This is a genomic window from Protofrankia sp. Cj5 (genome assembly GCF_917627405.1).
Lineage (GTDB): Bacteria > Actinomycetota > Actinomycetes > Frankiales > Frankiaceae > Protofrankia.
In genome coordinates this window covers 1-15,387 of the sequence record NZ_CAKJTO010000043.1, presented here as the reverse complement: position 1 = coordinate 15,387, position 15,387 = coordinate 1, and the positions used below count along the sequence as shown (strand labels likewise).

Sequence of the window (15,387 nt, the reverse complement as noted above, 5' to 3'; positions counted from 1 at the left end):
GTCGTGAATGCCACCGGGCGGAGCCGAAGCGAGTGAGTGAACGACGAACGTTACCACTGGTTCACCTCGACGGGGGACATAATGATGACACTTGCCCGTACACTGACAACGCTGCTCGCGCTCAGCCTCCTCATGACCGCAGCCTGCGGGGAAATTCCAATACCACCCACATCCCATAACAAAAACGTGCCGAGTGCGCTTGTCGGTAGATGGTCCTCAACGGAAGGCGGGGGTGTCTCTTCATTCGCCATAGTGTTCCGTGATTCCGCTTTCTTTATTAGCCATTATTGGCAACCAGTTTCTTGATGTTGGTCTCGACGAGTTTGACCTTGGCCAGGATTTCTCCGGCCGTGGCGGTCCAGGTGAACGGTTTCGCGGTGGAGTTCCAGTGCTCGATGTAGTCTCGGATTTGTTTGATCAGCGCCTTGACTGAGCTGAAAGTGCCTCGGCGGATCGACTGCTTGGTGATGATGTCAAACCAGGTCTCGATTTGATTGATCCACGATGATCCTTTGGGAGTGAAGTGGAACGTGATTTTTGGGTTGTCTTCGAGCCACTTCATGACGTCGGGTGTCGTGTGGGTGGAGAGATTGTCGAGAACGATGTGGATCTCTTTATCCTGATGGAGTTTCATAGCTTTCTTGATGAAATCCAAGAAGTCGCCGCCCGTGCGGGTGGGACGGCATTCACCGAAGACCTTGCCCGTGCCGACATCGAGTGTCGCGAGCAGGTTGGTGGTGCCGTGGCGGACATAGTCGTGGGTTCGTTTCTCGGTGGCGTCGAAGTCGATCGGTAGCAGCGGCTGGGTGCGGTCCAGCGCCTGGATCTGCGTCTTCTCGCCGTAGCTGAGCACTACCGCCCCCTCGGGTGGGTTGAGGTAGAGGGCGACAATGTCCATGACCTTGTCCGCGAAGTCCGGGTCCCGGCTAATTTTGAAGGTTCCTTGGCGCCAGGGCTGAAGGCCGTTTTCCCGCCAGAGTTTGGCGACGAAGTGCCAGGAGACTGATCTTCCAGTAGTGCGGGTGACGTACTTCGCCATCTCCCGGGACGACCAGTGCGTCAAGCCCGTTTCTACTGGCGGGGTGGAACGTGTGAGAGCAAGGATACGGCCACGGATGTTCGCGGGGACCTGCTCGCGAGGGGCGGCGCGCGACCGGTCGAGAAGGCCGGCGCTTCCCTCGGACTCGTACCGCGAGATCCACAGGTTCACCGTCGGCAACGAAACGCCGGCCAGTTTGACGATTTCCTTCTTGGGTCTGCGCTCGTTATGCCATAAGACGATCCGCGCCCGTGTCGCGACGTTCGCGGAAATATCGCGATCATTGATCATGTCTCGAAGTTCCGCAATGTTTTTCACCGAGAGTTCCACGCTGTTATTCTAGCTAAATACCGATGATAAAGAAAGCGGAATCACGGAACACTAGAAGGCTTGGGCGGGCGAAGCCGCGACTGATCGAATGCACCCCCGGGACCCACCGCTACACGATCACTCCCGATGGGCGTCGGCATGCTCAGTTCCTCACCCGCGTCCACGACCGTCTCCTGCGCACCGGCCTGGCTGAACTCTCCGACCAGCGCCCCGACCCACCACCGCTCCGCCGAGCTGCCGACACCTACAACGCCGCCGTCGACCAGCTCATCCACCACGCCGGACTCGCGGCATGACCCGCATGCCCCAAACTTGACTCATCCTTCGCGGCTTCGCCCGCCCAAGCCTTCTAAGATGATCTTGAGACTTCGCTCAATATCAGTGGTCCCTTCGGGACAGCGTGCTGACGGACCGCTTCGAAGATCATAGTTTCGGTGGATGATCGATGAGTTCAGTGCACGGTGCGGTGATCTGCTGACTGGCAGCTACGACTGTGTGGACCGGATCGTGCTCAACGCCTACTACCCGTTGGGGCATAACCCGGGTGGGTTCCGGACCTGGTGGCGGCGGCTGCACGGCGGTTCGGATGAGCTGTTGGACAACACCCGCCTGATGCGGATGGCCGGACGGTTCTCCCGCCGGGTACGCGCCTGGGCGGGGGCCAACCATGTCCCGGTCATCGACTGCTCCCGGGGGGAACGCAAACACCGGATCGCCGAGGACTACCTGGCCACGAACACGGTGACTACCGGTGTGTTCCTCATCCTGGTCGCGAAGGCGGCGGCGTCGGTGTGGGACGTACGCCGCTCGAGCGCCGGCACCATCGTCAACATCGCCAAGAAGCAGGCGTATGTGAACCACTACTCGTTCCACATCATGGACCCGCAGTGGGGGCACCTGACCATCACGATGTCCGGGCATCCGCCGTTCGGCGCGCAGGTGATCCTTAACGGGCACGAGTACGTCGCCTGCCAGGCGCAGGCGGCCGGGTTAGGTTTCACCAAGGAGGGCAACTGCTTCACCGCGGTCGCCGACCCGCACGCCCTGGCTCAGGTCGCAGACGCCTTGTCGCAGCACGCGGCTATAGGGCACCTGAGCCAGGCCTGCGACCGCTGGATCTACACCGCGTGCCTGTGCTTCGGGCTGGAGGGCGACGAGCAGGCCCGCAGCGGTTTCCGCTATAACTACTCGATCTACCAGGTCGAGTACAGCCGCAACGTGCTGTTCCGGGTCGGCGGCCAGATGGACCGGGTCTTCAACGCCGTCGTCGACCGGACCCGTTCCCGTCTGGACGTGCCGATGCTGCGGACCCTGTTCGGCGCCAAGAAACGCCCGGGTGCCCATGGCACCGCCGACCTGTCGCCACGACTCGCAGTCATGATCGAGAAACCTAGGTGGGACCTGACCCTGTTCAAAGTCCACTTTGGGCTGTTGACGTTGAAGGGCTACACCAAAGGCGAACATGTGCTGCGCTTCGAAGCAATCACCCACAACACCAAACAGCTCGGCGTCGGCCGGACGATCGAGCGCTTCCCCGACATCGTGGCACGGCTCGCTGGAATGGTCGAACGGTTCACCACCGCCCTCGACTGCGTCGACATCGGTTTCCTGCCCGACACCACCCTCGACGAGCTTCCCCGGCCCTCCCAGATCGGCCGCACCCGGGTCGGCGGCATCGACCTGAACAGCCCACGCATCCGGGCCACTTTGTCCGCGGTCCTCGCCCTGGCCGCCGCGCCGACCGGTTTCACCGTCGCCGACGTCACCGCCAAGGTCCACGCGATGACCGGACAGACCGACGCCGACTACACCACCCGTCAGGCCGCCTACGACCTGCGCAAGTTGCGCGGCAAAGACCTGGTCGTCAAACCCGGCCGGTCCCGCCGCTACCAGCTGCCGCCCGAAGCCGCCCGCACACTCGCAGCCCTGCTCACCCTGCGCGAGCAGGTGATCAGCCCGATCCTCGCCGGCGTCCGCAGCCCCCGACCCGGCCGCAAACCGGCACACTGGACCCGCATCGACCGCGACTACGAGACCCTGCGTATCGACATGCAAACCCTCTTCCACGATCTCGGCATCGCTACCTGCGCCGGCGCGGCATAGACAACATTTTGTCGATCACAACACCTCAAGCGCCTAGCCGTGATTGAGAGAAAATGATCCACTACTTTGCAACCGGGCTGCACCCACCGCCGGGTTCTTCCCAGTCTATTGATCCAGTAGGGCCTGCAGTGCGATCTCGACTTCCCGGGTGACTTCCGGTGGCCAGTTGCGACGACGAAGATCTTGAATGCCGGAAAGTGCGTCAGCGCCGCCGACGCTGCCAAGCGCGGACGCAAGGTACACGACCTCGTTCTCGGTCAGGATCGGAGCGCGGAACTCGCTCGCCGCGAGCGCCGCGAGCGCGGGCGCGGTGTCGGGGTCGGCGAGCTGGCCCAATGCCTGGATAGCCACCAGCCGTAACGCCGGGTCATGCAGTGAGCGTACGAGTAGCGCACGCACCTCGACGTGCTCGCCCAGTTCCGCCAGCAGCTCAGCAGCTTCGTCATCGATGTCGCGCCAGGTTACCGGTATCGAAGCAGGCAGTGCTGGTCGGGATACGACCACGGCGAGGATCTGGTCTGCCGATACCGTTGGGTCGCCGTCGAGCAGTTCGCGTCGCAGCTGCTCGGCTCGCTCCTCGGCGGCCCATGGTCCAAGCGGCCCGGCGAGCGCCGCCAACACGGCGGCCACCCGTTCGGTTGGTACCCGGTGCTGACTCACGGGGTCTCCCTGATCTGACCGCGGGACTGGACCACCAGCCGGTAGACGTAGCGCGTCGCCTCCGCGCCGACCCAGTATCCGACTGCGCCGCTCACGAGCATTCCCACGCCATGTGCGGCCCACGCCCACGGCCCGGCAACGTCGGCGGGCGTCCATAGTGCGCTGAAGCCGGCCGCGGCCGCAGCGGCGCCGCCCCAGCCCGCCAAGCTGACAATGGTCGCTTCAAGGTGATCCTCGGCTATGACGATCTCGTACAGGTCGACTGCCACCGCCACGACGATGAGAACTTTGCCGCCAACCCGCAGGACGGTGCGGATCCGGCCCGCGATGCGCATCGTGGCCGCCAGTTCCGCGGCCGAGGCCTCCAGTGGGGCCACCCGTACACCGTGACCGGCAGTCTCGATTGCGTGTACGAGTGGCATGGGCCCACCGCGGAGACGGATCTTGGCTGCGTCGGCGACCACGGTGAAGCGGCCCGGAGTAGCCGAGAAGACCGGTGGCCCGCCTGGAGTCGGGCTGCCTCCAGGCAGGATTACCTCGCCGACCTGGGATGCTGATGCGCGAACCTCCGCGCCGACGCGCTCCCACATCCGGCGCTCGGCCAGCTGCCGAAGCTGACGGGCGACCTTGTCCGCGAGCGTGCGGCTCAGGGTCTGCGGAGCGTCGCGGCCGGTCTTGATCCGGAAGCGTTCGCGGACCTGGACCTCGATCTCGGGTTGGGCGCGGGCGTGCTCCTGTGCGAATATGCGTTCCAGGGTCGGCTGGTCGTACCGGACGGCATTCCGGGTGTTGATCAACTCCGCCTGCACGGGGATGCTGTTGCCGGCACCCACCCCGGTGTACGGCGTACCCTCGGTTACAAACCATGAGCTGCCGCCTACTCCAAGTTCGGGGCGGAATGGTGGTCGGCCGGCAAGCATATTCTCGATCATCGCGACTGCCGCGTCCGGAGCGACCATCGCGCTACCCTCGACACCGCGCGGCATCGCCAGCGGCAGCCCTACCCCAAACCCCGGCGACCCGGCATCACGTTGACGGAGCTGATCGACGATCGCGCCGTAGCGGACCTGATCACCATGGCGTTCGGCCGTCTCCAACGCGGGACCGATGTCCGCGTCGGAGAGATCAGCGGGCGCTGTCCCGTTGAGTCGCTGGTCCTGCAGTTCCTCGGCGGTAGGCGGAATCCCACCCGGTAGCGATGCGCCGGCGTCTGCAAGCCCCCCGTCAGGCACGCCTGCGAAAACCGTAGGTGGAGGCGCATGCCTTCTCGACAGCTCCGCCTGGCAGATGGCCCTGACGCGCTGACTGTGCGCCTGCGCCGCGCCGTCGAGCGCTGACAACGCCGTGGTGGAAAGCGCGGCGACCCGGCTGAGGATGTCGTCAACGCTCATCGCGGTGAGCTGCCGGGCTGCCTCCGGCCAGTTCGCCCCGACGACCGCAGCCTCGTATGTCTGGTAGATCCTGCCGATCCGGGCCACCTCGGCTCGCCCCGCGTCGAGGCTGTCCAGGATCAGTTGCTCGTGCGGCCAGCCTGCCAGATACCGGCTGACCGCGGCCCGCGTGTTCGCAGCCTGCCCCACCGACAGGCCGGCGGCCAACCGCTGGATGTCCGGCGCGTTGAACCCGTTGAGCCGTAGGGCGACATCGTGCCAGTCACCGGCTGCGATCGCCGCTTTCAGGGAGACAAGCAGGTCCGAGCGGCTTACCCGCTGCACCACCAGGGGCATGTTCGCCGCCCGCTGTACGGTCTCGACTACGGTTGGTTCCGTGCAGGCGCAGTCCGTACGCAGGTCGCAGCCACACCGCTGAACCGACCCCGGCCGTTGTTCGGCGAGACCGGTGATCACAGCACGATTCCCTGCCTGGCGTTGCAGCGCCAGCAGCGCGGCCGGCCCGACGCGGGCAGCAGGCACCGCCTGTGGCCGCAGCACCGCGGGACGCGGACCAACCCGCGCCTCCCGTCGAGCCACCGCGTGTGTCACCGACCGAGCATGCTGGAGCGGCCGTCGTCCCGCATGACATATGGCACAGGGCTGCCCGAACGTGCAGGCCAAGGCGTTCGCTTCCGGCACAGACGTGTCCTTCACCCGGGCCGATTCGACCCGTCCTCCCCGGCCGGCTGCGGGTCCCTTTCTGTCACCCTTCGAACCGAAAACTTCCGCGTGACACCCTGAAGAATGCGCCTTTCCTCAGTGCATCACACGGAGGAATGTAGACTGATCGCATGGGCACGAAGATCGGTCTGGTTACGCAGGAGCTGGCCCGCACGAATCCGTGGTGGCGGACCGCCGAGTGGGTGGCGACGGATCCGGACCTGCGCGCGGTGCGCGACACCGGTCTCGGGTACCGGTCACCATGCCTGGACGGGCTGGTCGAAGGAGGCCTCTACCTGCTGCGGGGACCTCGCCGGGTGGGCAAAACAGTGGCCGTGAAGCAAACCATCGTCGATCTGGTCAGGCGTGGGACACCGCCGCAGGCAGTCGTGCGGATCGCGGCGGACGCCTGGTCGGCGGAGGACCTGCGGACGGTCGTCCAGAACACCGCACTTCCGCCGGTGCCGTCCGGCACATCACGGTGGTGGCTGTTCGACGAGATCACCGGGGCGACCGGTGACTGGGCGGCGCAGATCAAGTGGTTGCGCGACAACGACCCCGAGTTCGCGCTGGCCACCGTGGTGCTGACCGGGTCGAACGCGGCCGGGCTGACCGCAGCCTCGGGCGTACTCGCCGGCCGACGCGGGCGGATCGACCATGGCGACCGTACCCTGCTGCCGCTGGGCTTCCGCACCTTCGCGCGGCTACTGCGACCGCAGCTGCCGGACACGCCCGCTGTCGGCCTCGCCTATCTGCATGGAGAAGCGGCCCGCAGAACATACGCCGAGCTGTTGCCCTGGCTGGACGATCTGGTGATCGCCTGGGAGACCTATCTGATGTACGGCGGATTCCCGATCGCCGTGGCAGCGGCCCGTGCCGGTGAACCGGTGCCCGCGTGGTTCGTCGACGACGTCTTCAACGTCGTGTTCCGGGACGCCTTCTCGGCGTCCCAGCTCAGCCAGACCAGCACCGCAGCCCTGATGGAACGACTCATGCGGTCGATGGCGGCCCCCGCCAACATGAGCAGGATCGGCGCTGACCTGGATCTCAAGCACGATGTCGTGGCTCGCCACATCCGCTATCTCGGCGACGCCTATCTGCTCTGGCACTGCCCGCAGAAGGCCGAACATGTCTGGACGGCCCGGGAGCGCGCTCAGGACAAGCTGTACGCGATCGACCCACTGGTCGCACGGCTGGCCCACCTGCGCAACCCCGCCCGATCCGACATCGACCTCACCGTGCTCGCCGAGATGCAGACCGGCCTGGCCCTGCAGCGCCGCGCCCACGCCCACGGGGCCGGGGCCGGGGCTGGGGCCGGATGGGCCGAGGACCTGTTTCTGTTCCACCTGCGTACCTCGTCCCGCAAAGAGATCGATTTCGTCGCCGAGCAACTCGCCGGTACAGCGGTGGAGAGCAAGTACGTCGAGGGAGGCACCTGGCGAAGCGCGAACGCCACCATCAGCGAGTCCGGATACGACGGGCTCCTGGTCACCCGCAATGTCCTGGACACCCGGGAGGAAAGCGGGGCCTGGGCGGTACCCGCGGGAATCCTCTGCTACCTGATCGACACCTGAACCCCCGACCTCCTGCGAGGACGCCTGATCCGCTGGCCCTGGCCCTGTCGCCGTGGCTACGACGTTCCGGGATCTGATTGGTGTCCTTCGGTGGAGTCACGGTCACTCCAGGCACGTGTTCTCATAGCATGTTCGGTGCATGGCGGCCTCGACGGGCTGCAGCGATAGCTTCCCTTTCGGGCATGGTTGTGGACCTCGGGACGCCCGCCGTCCTCAGTCCCAGAACAATAGTCTGCATGTACCTGCACGACCCAGATACACGAGCTGCAGTCGGACGGCGTCGACGCACGCGAGTCCCTTTGAGGGAGCCGGTCACCAGCCGATATTCGACGATCGTTACTAAGGAGAAATCTGAATACTGGACTTCTTGGCATATTTCCAATATGCTGTTGACATGGCTAATGAATCAGGCTCCAGAATCCCGCGGCGAACCCTAGAAGATATCCGAGCGTTGGCGTTGAGTGCATATGACCGTGGCATGGCCGTGGATCAGGTGTGCCACGCGTTTGAAATTGGCCGGTCGACATTCTTTGGATGGCTCAAGATCCGACGCGAAGGGGGGCCGGAAGCACTCAAGGTGAAGCAGTCTCCTGGCCCCCAACCAAAGCTGACCAAGGAGCAGATTGATATTCTTTTGCGGCTCATCGTAGGCAATGACCCGCGGCAGTTGCAGTTCGACTTTGCTCTCTGGACGCGCGACATGATTCGTGACGTGATCCGGCGGAAGTTCGGGGTCGAGTACACACCTCAGGGGGTCGGGAAGTTGCTGCATCGAATGGGGTTGTCACCCCAACGTCCGCTGACGCGGGCTTGGCAGAAGGATTCGGACAAGGTTAAGAAGTGGAAGGAGGAGGACTACCCGAAGATTCGCAAAGAAGCCCAGGTGGAAGGCGCTTCGATCTTCTTTGGGGACGAGGCGTCGGTCCGCACCGATTTTCACTCTGGCACGACCTGGGCCCCAGTAGGACAAACGCCAATCGTGCACGGAACTGGTGACCGGGATTCCGTCAACATGATTTCCGCAATATCGGCTCAGGGTAAGCTGCACTTCCAGCTTCTCGACAACCAGAACGTGAACTCGAAAATCTTCATCGAGTTCTGCGAGAAGTTGTTGCACGATATCGACGGCAAAATCTATCTGATCGTCGACGGACACGGCTCGCACAAGTCGAAGGAAACTCAGGCGTTCGTCAAGTCGACAGACGGGCGTCTTAAGCTCTTCCTCCTGCCGCCGTACTCGCCGGAACTAAATCCGGACGAATGGGTCTGGAAGAACGTCAAGTATGATCGAATCGGCCGAATGGCAGCACGCACTCGCGACGAGATGCGAGCCGGGATCAAGGATGCGTTCGCTCGACTCGTTGCAGGTCCCGAACTCGTTCGCAGTTTCTTCAAGTCTCCCGATCTTGCCTATATAGGCTCCAGTAGTCTAGTTTCGTGTTAGTAACCTACAGGAGATGGCCGGCAACCACGCCGTTTCATCGATAGTCCGTCCGCATGTGCCAACAATCCAACGGGTCCACCTCGGCAACGACGGCCATCCCGACGCCAGCCAACGAGCCGTAATAAACGCAGCGGGTTTCATCGCCGATACCCACGTGATGAGTCGCGCGTTCGCGGAAGTGTGGAATCGGTTCTGGGCGGATCCTGCCAACTCGGGAATGCCGCAGCCAACGCTAGCTCGTTACCAGCAGGCGGTACGGGATCGCTGGATCAATATCATGGATACCTCCGTGAGACCGCAGATCCGAAGTGAGCTGGGAGTCAGCCCAGCGGTCACGCCCTCCTGGTTTCCTCAAGGCACGTGGATCTCCGCAGCCACGATCGCCCGCGGCCCGGATGCACTGGTCAACATCCTGCTACACGAGTCTCTTCATGGGGCAGGAGTCCCAGAGGGAGTCGGTGGCCTCGCCGTGTTCGAAAGCGCGATGCAGCTGTTGACCACGCAGGCAGGTTTTCCCATCGATCAAGGAGGAGCCACGGTCCGGGCCGAGGTACGACGAACCGGCTCCACAGCTGTCCGTATTGTGGGATCGGTAGAAATCAGCCGACAACCTACCGAACCGCCCCTTCTTCACCTCGCCACGGCCCACGATGGATCAATTATTGACAACAAACCCCTTCCAGGGTCCGTGGGAACCCATCCGATCGACATGATCGTCCACCTTCACCGGCACACCCGCTATGCCCTTCGTGTTCGGGAAGGAGCCGGAATGATGGGGTCAACAATGATCACAACACCCTGATCAATACTGCCGTGAAGACGGTCCCAGCTCGGCACACGATACGAACCGTACAAGCGGATCGGCTGCCGAGAGCGGGACGACCGTGTCGAGATGAACGTTCTTCCCGGTCGTCGCGACTCGGGCGTCAACGATCGAGTCAAGGTTACGGTTGCGGACGTTGTTCGACACCACCACCCATGGCTTGAGTCCGTGACCAAGATCTACCCGATTCGCATGGCCGCGTAGCGGTGGATTCACTCCACTGGCAACCGGAACACGTGCCGTTCGCGGGCAACCCGGGACTCTGCATGATCGGTCTCGGTCTCGGTCTCGGTCTCGGTCTCAGTCGCTGTCGCGGCAAGGCACGGTAACCGGCCTCCGGACGCGCCTCACGAAGTGACTCGAGCCCGACCTTGATGAGTGCCGCGTCATCAAGCACAGCACTCTTCCGCACATTATGACGCACGGATCTGCCGCATGGCAGATCCGTCGACGACGTCCGCGTCCCTATTCGCGCGCGTGCAGGACGTCCGTGTAGGGGCCGAACTCGTCGGGGAGGCAGAGGCGGCCGAGTTTGCGGTACTCCAGGCTGATCGCTGTCACCAGGTCATGCATGCCCACCACCCGGCCGTTCGCCGCGCCGAGGTAGGCGGCGGTGACGGCCGCGTTGCGGATGTCACCGCCGGCCAGGGTGAACGCCCGCCCGCAGAAGTCCAGGTCGACGTCGTCGGCGAGCGGGACGGAGCGCAGCATCCGCCGCCACAGTTCGCCGCGCTCGGCCTCCTCCGGCCGGGTGAACTCGACGATCACCGAGAGCCGCCGCCGGAACGCCTCGTCCAGGTTGGCCGCCAGGTTCGTGGCCAGGATCGCCGTTCCGTCGAAGGACTCCATCCGCTGCAGCAGGTAGGCGACCTCGACATTGGCGTAGCGGTCGCGGGCGTCGGAGACCTCCGACCGCTTGCCGAACAGCGCGTCGGCCTCGTCGAAGAACAGCACCGCGTTGAGCCCCTCGGCACCGACGAAGATCCGCTCCAGGTTCTTCTCGGTCTCCCCGATGTACTTGTCGACGACCACCGACAGGTCGATGACGTACAGGTCGACACCGAGGGATCCGGCGACGACCTCGGCCGCCATGGTCTTGCCGGTGCCGGACTCACCAGCGAACAGCGCCGTCACACCCTCCCCCCGGCCGCCACCGCGGCGCAGGCCCCAGTCGTCGAGCACGGTGCCGCGATGGGCCGCTCGGCCGGCGAGGTGACGCAGCGCAATGCCCGTCCGAGCGGGCAGGACGAGATCCTCCCAGCTCACCGACGGCCGCACCCGGCGCGCGAGCCGCTCCAGACCGGTGGCGTTCTGCGCCCGGGCCGCGGCAGCGAGATGCGCCATGGCGATCTCGATGGCCCCGTCTGCCCCGTCTGCCCCGTCCGCCCCGTCCGCGGCGGCCAGTGCACGGGCCGCGGCAACCGTGCGGCGCACCTGCCGAGGGGTGAGCCGGAACGCTGCCAGATGACCGGCCAGGGCCGATCCTCCCAGTTCGGCCGACCACAGCGCCGTCTGTTCGGTGGTGGGCAGCGGTTCGACATCGCAGACGAGAGGCGCGTGGCCGGGGGTTTCGGGCTCCCACCCACCGCGTCCGAACAGCACGATCTGCGGTGACATCGACGTGGCCAGACCGGCTGTGGCCACCGCAGCCACTGTGGCGGCCGACTGGGCGTCGACCGGCCCGGCTACCAGCGCGGCCCCGCGCAGCCGGGCCTCCCGAACCGCTTCGACCAGCAGCGACGTGTCGGATCCAGTCATACCGGAGGTGCCGGCCGACGCGTCAGCGCTGCTCGAACCGGCCAGGCCGGCACCGAGCTGGGCCGCGAGCACCGGCCGCCCTGCCCGCCGGCAGGCGGAGGCGGCTGCCGTGAGCGCGTCCGCTCCCGGCAGCTGTCGCAGGTAGGTCAGGATCACCCCGGCGGTGAGCGCGCGGGCCAGCCGCCCGACCAGCGCCCCACCCACGTCGGGCGGGTCGACGAGCACGGCGGCCAGCCCTGGCTCGGGCCTGTCGTCCCCCAGCAGGAACGCTGTCACCCGGTCGGGCACCCGCAGCGACCTCGTCAGGAACGGGCGGTCGACGTCCTCGACGACGAGCAGCCCGGCGGCCACCAACGCCCCGGTCGGCCCGCAGCGCGCCCGCGCGGCGGCATCCAGCGGTGAACGTCCGCACAGCTCCAGCGCAAGGCCCGGGCTGGCCCGCCGTCTGCTCACATCGTCGTGCAGGTAGCCGTAGAGCTTCTCGAACCGGGGATCGAGATCCGGGATGAGCGCGACCAGCAGAATGTCCACATCCAGGTCACTCAGTCCACACCGGCTGGCCAGCGCACGCAGCCGCGGCTCCGCACCGGCGGCCTCGGCCACGCCGGCATCGCGTTCCACCCGGTCTGCGAGCGCACCCGAGGTGTCCGTCAACGACGCGCCCGAAGGATGATCGAACTGCCGTCGGCCGTCGAGGAGCCGGTCGGCCTGCTCGTCGCTCAGGTAGAGACCGCGGAACGCATCGTCCGGATCGGGATCCAGCATGCGCCGTGCCGCGACCGCGGCGCGTACTCGCTCCTCGACCACGGCCAGCCGTCCGATCAGATCAGCCAGGGACGCCGGATCGCCGACGCACGCGGCAGTGGCAGTGGCAGTGGCAGTGGCAGTGGCCGGTGGCACCATCTACAGCTCCGCGACCCGAGCGGCCCGGCCGGCAGCCGCTCCAGGTGAACGCACGCCCGCCGGCCCGAGAACGGTTGAGGCATGCGGGGCGGTTGGATCGGCCGCACGATTCGTCCGCTCCGCCCGGGGGTCCACCGGGGATCGGCGGACGTCCAGGAACGGCTCCTCCCGTACCGGCGGGCCGATCTCGACCACCCGCGCCGGGTCGAACGGTGCCACCACCACAAGATCGAGGGATGGCTTCAGCTCCCCACCGAGGGCGTTCCAGACGTCGGCGATACCCCGGTCGCCGCTGGGCGGCAGGGCGAGCTGCAACAGCACGGGCAGCGGCTGGCCGGCGAGCTGGCCGCGTAGATGCACGGCGGGTACCCGGTCGTGGCGCAACAAGCCACCCAGCAGCTGGGACAGCAGCCGATGTTCGTCCTCGGGGCGCCGGGTCCACGCGGTGAGCAGGTAGGACAGCCGGAACCGCCGTGGGGGCGGCCGGCGGGCGACAATACGGCCTTCGGTGTTGCGGACCGGCTCGGCCGCGATCTCCCGGCGTCCGACGTCCTCACGTATGTCGTAGAGAAAGACGTCCACGCACGGGCCGTTGAGCCGGCTCGCCCAGTCCCGGGTCGGGGCGTCGAAGACCACCTCAGCCTCGCCCCCGGGCAGGGCTTCCGCGGCCAGCAGCGCGGCGAGCGTCGCGTCAACGTCGTGGATCATCCTCCGCACGGTCTCTCAGTACGGGCCTCAGGACAAGGAGCCAACCGCGCCCTCCACCTGCCCTATCGGGCACCTGCGCCGGCACGTATCGCCAGCGCGTCAGGCTGTTCCGCAATCGTGACCGCGCGCGTACCGTCGACATCGTGGCGATCTACAACCCGGCGCAGATCTACGGCTTCGCCCGGGGGGCGGGATTCTCCCCCGACCAGGCGACGACGATGACCGCGGTCGCGCTGGCCGAATCCGGCGGCAACAGTGACTCCCACAACTCCCACGGTGAGGACTCCCGCGGCCTGTGGCAGATCAACCTCAACGCCCATCCGCAGTGGCGGGACCGCGACCTGTACGACCCCCGGGTCAACGCCCGGCTCGCCTATGACGTGTCCAGACAGGGCCGGGACGTGTCAGCCTGGACGTCCACCCACCACGGCACGGACGCGAAGTACCTCGACTACAAGGCGCACGCCCAGCGGGCGGCGATCGAGGCGGGCGACGGCCCCGGCCTCGGCGTGTGGACGGGGACGCAAGGATACGGCCACCGGCTCGCCGCCGGCGACAATACCGACGACAGTGCCGGCGGTGCACATGGCGCAGCGCATGGCACGGGGCACGACGCCGGTTACGATTCCGGGCACAGTTTTGCGGATGCCGCCGGCCATACCGGTGTGACCGGCGGGACCGGAGCGGAATCCGAAGCGGCCCGGCGATTCCTGGACGCGGCACTCCGTCAGGCCGGCGACCACTACGTCTTGGGCGCGGAAGTGAACCTCGACGACCCCGACCCGGCCGCCTTCGATTGCTCCGAGCTGACCCAGTGGGCTGCCCACCAGGCCGGCCACGACATCCCGGACGGCGCTTGGGCGCAGTATTCAGCTCTGCGCGGTGAGGGCATGGAAATCCCCGTCGAGCAGGCACTGCGTACCCCCGGCGCATTGTTGTTCCAGTTCTCCGACGACGCGGGCCGCGGCCCCGGCGAGCCAGCCAGCGCGCACGTCGCGATCAGTCTGGGGGACGGTCGCACGATCGAGGCCCGTAACCCCCGGGAGGGCGTCGGGGTGTTCAACGACGCCGGGCGGTGGATGACCCGAGCCGCGCTTGTACCCGGGATCTCGGCCGGCACGACCGCTGGTGGCTCGCCGCTCGCGCCCGGCACGGCGGCTTTGGCTGGTTCAGCGGCCACATTCGGCGGGGGCCGAGGCGGAACCGACTCCGACGCGGACAGCCTCACCGATGCGCTCGAAGCGCAGCTCGGGACCGACCCCGCCAAGGTCGACTCCGACGACGACGGCCTGTCGGACGCCTACGAGATCCTGCGCCTGCACACCAGCCCGCTGTCCGCCGACACCGACGGTGACGGGATAGCGGATTCCATCGAGCTGGCGCTGGGGACGAACCCGGGTGATCCAGACACGGCCCACACTGGCCGGCTTGACGGCGCCACTGGCGATGCGGCCACGACGGACAGCGACGGCGATGGTCTGACCGACGCCCTGGAACGGGTACTCGGCAGCGGGCCGGACAACGCCGATACCGACGGTGACGGTGTGGCCGACGGAGCCGAGTACCGAGAGCACCTCAACCTCCTCGACCCGTCCGACCTGCATGGCCTGCATGGCCTGCATGGCCTGCCCGATCCGCTCACCGGATCGGGCACCGCGCACGTTGGCGCGCTGGCCGGCACCCACCCAGGTAACCCCCTACCGGGCCCGTCCGGCGCCCAGCTCAGCGATCATCTCGACAGCCGCCATCTCGACGACCACTCGGCTCCCGGCACGGAGACAGATCTGCCAGGTGATACCGGACCACACCTGCCAGCCCTGTAGACGATCACTGGCCGGTGCGGTGTCCTCACGGCTCCTCCCGCCGGGTCTGGCTATCATGACTGCCGGCCGAACAGGACCATGAGGATGTATTCAGGAGCAAGGGGGCGGCGGTGGCCGACTGGGGTGTCC

Annotated in this window: 10 protein-coding genes; 5 read left to right on the top strand and 5 right to left on the bottom strand. The window is 66.2% G+C overall.

Features of this window, described 5'->3' with window-relative positions; all coding sequences use genetic code 11:
- Positions 1 to 277 precede the first annotated feature (277 nt).
- On the bottom strand, positions 278 to 1,369 hold the full coding sequence (locus MJ777_RS11465; protein WP_239375920.1) for an IS630 family transposase: 1,092 nt from the start codon (positions 1,367 to 1,369) through the stop codon (positions 278 to 280).
- 23 nt (positions 1,370 to 1,392) lie between these two features.
- Here MJ777_RS11465 and MJ777_RS11460 point away from each other — a divergent pair, with 23 nt between their 5' ends.
- Positions 1,393 to 1,665 (top strand): hypothetical protein, encoded by a 273-nt coding sequence (locus tag MJ777_RS11460; protein WP_239375919.1) that lies wholly within the window; start codon positions 1,393 to 1,395, stop codon positions 1,663 to 1,665.
- 142 nt (positions 1,666 to 1,807) lie between these two features.
- Positions 1,808 to 3,472 (top strand): hypothetical protein, encoded by a 1,665-nt coding sequence (locus MJ777_RS11455; RefSeq protein ID WP_239375918.1) that lies wholly within the window; start codon positions 1,808 to 1,810, stop codon positions 3,470 to 3,472.
- 105 nt (positions 3,473 to 3,577) lie between these two features.
- Here the strand turns inward: MJ777_RS11455 and MJ777_RS11450 are convergent, their stop codons facing one another.
- Both MJ777_RS11450 and MJ777_RS11445 read right to left on the bottom strand, forming a co-directional pair.
- Entirely contained in the window at positions 3,578 to 4,132 is a 555-nt protein-coding gene (locus MJ777_RS11450; RefSeq protein ID WP_239375916.1) for a hypothetical protein, read from the bottom strand.
- Entirely contained in the window at positions 4,129 to 6,114 is a 1,986-nt protein-coding gene (locus MJ777_RS11445; protein WP_239375906.1) for a hypothetical protein, read from the bottom strand. Before MJ777_RS11445 ends, MJ777_RS11450 begins: the two co-directional genes overlap by 4 nt.
- Before the next feature lie 242 nt (positions 6,115 to 6,356).
- On the opposite strand from MJ777_RS11445, the gene MJ777_RS11440 reads away from it, so the two are divergent.
- On the top strand, positions 6,357 to 7,799 hold the full coding sequence (locus tag MJ777_RS11440) for an ATP-binding protein (protein WP_239375904.1): 1,443 nt from the start codon (positions 6,357 to 6,359) through the stop codon (positions 7,797 to 7,799).
- Between the two features lie 394 nt (positions 7,800 to 8,193).
- Positions 8,194 to 9,243, top strand: coding sequence for an IS630 family transposase (locus MJ777_RS11435; RefSeq protein WP_255724048.1), 1,050 nt, complete (start codon positions 8,194 to 8,196; stop codon positions 9,241 to 9,243).
- A 1,288-nt stretch (positions 9,244 to 10,531) separates the two neighbouring features.
- On the opposite strand, the gene MJ777_RS11430 is transcribed toward MJ777_RS11435, so the two are convergent.
- Positions 10,532 to 12,727, bottom strand: a complete 2,196-nt coding sequence (locus MJ777_RS11430) for an ATP-binding protein (RefSeq protein ID WP_239375900.1) — start codon at positions 12,725 to 12,727, stop codon at positions 10,532 to 10,534.
- Positions 12,728 to 13,435: a DUF4255 domain-containing protein gene (locus tag MJ777_RS11425; RefSeq protein WP_239375898.1), complete on the bottom strand. Its 708-nt coding sequence runs from the start codon at positions 13,433 to 13,435 to the stop codon at positions 12,728 to 12,730. It abuts the gene before it with no gap.
- A gap of 143 nt (positions 13,436 to 13,578) precedes the next feature.
- Between MJ777_RS11425 and MJ777_RS11420 the strand changes: the two genes are divergently transcribed.
- The gene (locus MJ777_RS11420; protein ID WP_239375896.1) at positions 13,579 to 15,258 is read left to right on the top strand and encodes an NlpC/P60 family protein; all 1,680 of its coding nucleotides are present in this window, start codon (positions 13,579 to 13,581) and stop codon (positions 15,256 to 15,258) included.
- Positions 15,259 to 15,387 lie beyond the last annotated feature (129 nt).